Raw genomic sequence first — 263 nt, forward strand, 5'->3', positions numbered from 1 at the left:
AGCGTGGTGGTGAGCCTGAAACATGGCACCACCAATGGCACCGACGCCGCGGACTTTAACGGCGCGCTGCAGTACCAGAAAGCGGACCTGAGCTGGGCGGATGTGCCGGCAACGGCGCTGGCGGTGCCGGCGGGCGGGCTGAACCTGCGGGTGCGGACCACCGATGGCACGGTGTATGAAGGCACGGAAAACTTTACGGTGGCCATCGACAGTGTCAGCAACGGCACCCTGGGCACCGGTGTGGCCAGCGGCAGCATCGATGA

At 65.8% G+C, this 263-nt stretch carries 1 protein-coding gene; it reads left to right on the forward strand.

The genetic code is table 11. The features are described from left to right. Positions 1 to 263: hypothetical protein (locus tag ACY2RQ_RS19945; RefSeq protein ID WP_490114762.1), on the forward strand; the 263-nt coding region annotated here is incomplete at both ends.

It is taken from the genome of Parendozoicomonas sp. 209JJ7-1 (assembly GCF_058147085.1).